Origin of the sequence: Nocardia brasiliensis IFM 10847, from assembly GCF_000710915.1 — a bacterium.
GTDB classification, from domain to species: Bacteria; Actinomycetota; Actinomycetes; order Mycobacteriales; family Mycobacteriaceae; genus Nocardia; species Nocardia brasiliensis_A.
In genome coordinates this window covers 1-3,124 of record NZ_BAUA01000055.1, presented here as the reverse complement: position 1 = coordinate 3,124, position 3,124 = coordinate 1, and the positions used below count along the sequence as shown (strand labels likewise).

The window sequence follows — 3,124 nt, the reverse complement described above, 5'->3', positions numbered from 1 at the left end:
GTACCGCTTCGACCAGCCGCCACAGCGCCAGGATCAGGAAGGCCGCCGCGCCGACCCACAGCACGAGCGGGCCGCCCGGCTCCGCCGCCATTTCCTTCATCGCCCCGGATTGGTCGGCGGCGCCGCCCGATCGGCCGAGCGCGATCCGGATGGCGATGTAGCCGACGATCAGGTGCACGATGCCCGTCATGACGAACCCCGCCCGGGCGAAGCGCTCGAAGACGCGGTGCTGGGCGATCCGTTCCGCTGTGCTGGTCGCCTTGGTCTGAGTCATGCTGGCACTCATCTCGTTTCGATCGAACCGAACGTCGGGGCAAATACCCGGTCCGGCCCGCTCGAAACAAGGTGTCGCGAATATCCAAGACGGGCACCCGGCGGTGGCGCAGAATTTGCCGCATGGCTGAACCGACGCTTTCTCCCGCCGATCGTTATCGCGTGCTCGCACAGACTTTCACCCGCAAAGTCGAAGCCGTCCCCGCTACCGGCTGGGATGCCGACTCCCCGTGCGCCGAGTGGACCGCGCGCGATGTCGTCCGGCATGTCATCGACAGCGAACGCGATATCGTGCGGATGGTCGGGCTCGAGCTGCCGCCCGCGCCGTCGATCGAGGACGATCCGGCCGCGGCGTGGGCCGCGACCCGTGCCGCCATGCAGGACATTCTCGATGATCCCGCGCGGGCAGCCCGGGAATACGACGGCCACTTCGGCCGCACGAACCTCGCCGCGACGATCGAGCGCTTCTACTGTTTCGACCTGGTTGTGCACGGCTGGGATATCGCCCGCGCCACGGGCACCGACGCCACCATCCCCGCCGCGGATCTCGAGTGGGTCGAGGGCGTGGCGCGCTCGCTCGGCGACTCGCTGCGCATGCCCGGAGTGTGCGGGCCCGCTCTCGACGCTCCCGCCGACGCCGACGAGCAGACTCGTGTCCTCGCCTTTCTCGGTCGGGCGCACTGATCACAACAGCTCGTTCAGCATTCGGCCGACGCGGTGCATGTTCTCGGGCCGGTCGAAGTCGCCGTGCGCGCAGTCCACCTCGAGCACGTCGATCCGGCCGCTGACATGCGGCCGCCAGGCTTGCTCGAACTCCGTCGCCGCATCCGCCGTGCGATTGCCCTCCTCGTCGATCGCGGCACCGAAGACGGTCAGGTCCCCGTCGAAGAACGGCGAGGTGAAGCCGTCCAGCAAAGTGCTGTTGTTGATCAGCACCTTGGTCGCCTGTGCCACCAGCCGCTGGATCACCGGGGATTCGAGTTGCTCGCCGAAACGGTCGGCCGCCCAATCACGGATGCCCGCCATGGCTTGCTCTTCCGAGATATCGGGATCGTCGTCCGAGGCCACCGGCGGCTTGCTGTCCATGATGCCGAGGAACCCGACTTCGCTTCCACGCCTGGTGAGTTCGCAGGCCAGCGCGTGCGCGACGATACCGCCGTAGGACCAGCCGAGCAGATAGTAGGGGCCCTGTTCCTGTAGGGCGAGGATCCGGTCGAGGTAGTCGGCCACCATCGCGTCGAAGGATTCGGCGACCGGCCCGCCGTCGAGCCCCCGGGACTGGATGGCGTACACCGGCCGGTCGGGCAGGTGTCCCCCGAGCTGCTGATAGAACCAGCCGAGACCGCCACCGGGGTGCAGGCACCACAGCGGCTGCTGCCCGCCGGAACTCTTCAACAGCAGCACCGGATCGAAATCCGTACCGGCCGTATCGTCTTCGTCGAGCCGGGGCACCAGCTGGGCCACGGTCGGCGCGTCGAAGACCACCCGCACCGGCACCTCCACCCCCAGCGTCGCGCGAATCCTGCTGGTGAGCCGGGTCGCCAGCAGCGAGTGGCCGCCCAGCGCGAAGAAGTCGTCATCGATGCCCACCCGCCCGACACCGAGGATTTCGGCGAACAGCTCCGCCACGGTCTGCTCGCGCTCGGTGCGCGGAGCCCGGTACTCATTGGCGGACAACAGTTCCGGATCGGGCAGGGCGGCGCGGTCGAGCTTGCCGTTCACGGTCGACGGGAACGCGTCGAGCACCAGCACGGTGGCGGGCACCATGAATTCCGGCAACCGGTCCGCCGCCCAGCGGCGCACCGCCGCGGCCAGCAGGCCCGCCTGCGGGTTGTTCGCACAGGCCGCCGGGCTCGCGGTGGGCTCGTACACGTCGGCCAGCGGCCGCCCGCCCCGGGTCTCGGCGTCGAGGAACACCGCGTCCATGTGTCCCGGTGTGGCGGACCAGGTCACGGCCGTGGTGTAGCCCAGTGCAGCGCCCAGCACGTGCAGTTCCTCCGGCAGCAGGCCGGAGTCCGGTCGAGCGGCCAGGTCGAGCGTTCCTTCGAAACCCACTGTCGTCGACACCGATTCCGGCTCCTGCGGCACGGGTTGCCCGGTGCGGATCAGCTCCGCCGCGGTGACCTCGCCGATCAACCCGGCGTGCGGGATCTCGGTGATCCGCAGTCCGTCCGAATGACCGTCGCGCAGGAGCGCGCACAGCCAGTCGTGGTCGCGGTACCCGGCTTTCGGCAGCTTCGCCACCGAGAGTGGTTGCGCCGGCGCCTTCCACAGCACCACGTCGTAGCGGTAGCGGTTCAATTCGTTCACCGAATGCCCGCGCTTGAGCTCGATATCGACGGCGTCGAAACCGCATTCGCGCCCGAGCGTCGTGAAGTACTCCGGCGCGAGCAGCAACTCCTGTTCGGCGGCGATATCGCGGCGCACCCGATCGCGCACCGCCGCGGCGTCGGCCCCACCGTGGCGAACGAGCTGCACGGCGGTCGTGAATTCCGTCAGCAACGCGAAGTTCCGCACGTCGCCGACGAATACCGCGCCGCCCGGGGCGAGCACTCGCAGCACCTGTTCGAGGACCTTGCTGAGGTAGGCCTGGCTCGGGAAGTACTGGACCACAGAGTTCAACACCACGGTGTCGAAATGGCATTCGGGCAGCCCGCCCGGATCGTCGGCCGGACGGGCGCTCAAGAAGACATTGGCCGCCCACCCGGCATCGACGCGCGCCAACTGATCGCGCAGCTTCCCGATCGTCTCCGCCGACAGGTCCGTGGCCCAGTACTCGGCGCACTCCGGAGCCAACTGCGACATCAACAGACCCGACCCCACACCGATCTCCAGCACCCGACGCGGACCC

General features: G+C 68.7%; 3 protein-coding genes. 1 reads left to right on the top strand and 2 read right to left on the bottom strand.

Annotated features, from left to right (window positions below):
- A partial coding sequence (locus tag NBRGI_RS11820) for a DUF1206 domain-containing protein (protein WP_029895468.1) occupies window positions 1-274 on the bottom strand: 274 nt, incomplete at its 3' end.
- Between the two features lie 122 nt (window positions 275-396).
- On the opposite strand from NBRGI_RS11820, the gene NBRGI_RS11815 reads away from it, so the two are divergent.
- Complete coding sequence (locus NBRGI_RS11815; protein WP_029895466.1) at window positions 397-957, top strand: TIGR03086 family metal-binding protein; 561 nt, start codon at window positions 397-399, stop codon at window positions 955-957.
- Here the strand turns inward: NBRGI_RS11815 and NBRGI_RS11810 are convergent.
- Window positions 958-3,124: thioesterase domain-containing protein (locus tag NBRGI_RS11810; RefSeq protein WP_029895464.1), on the bottom strand; the 2,167-nt coding region annotated here is incomplete at its 5' end.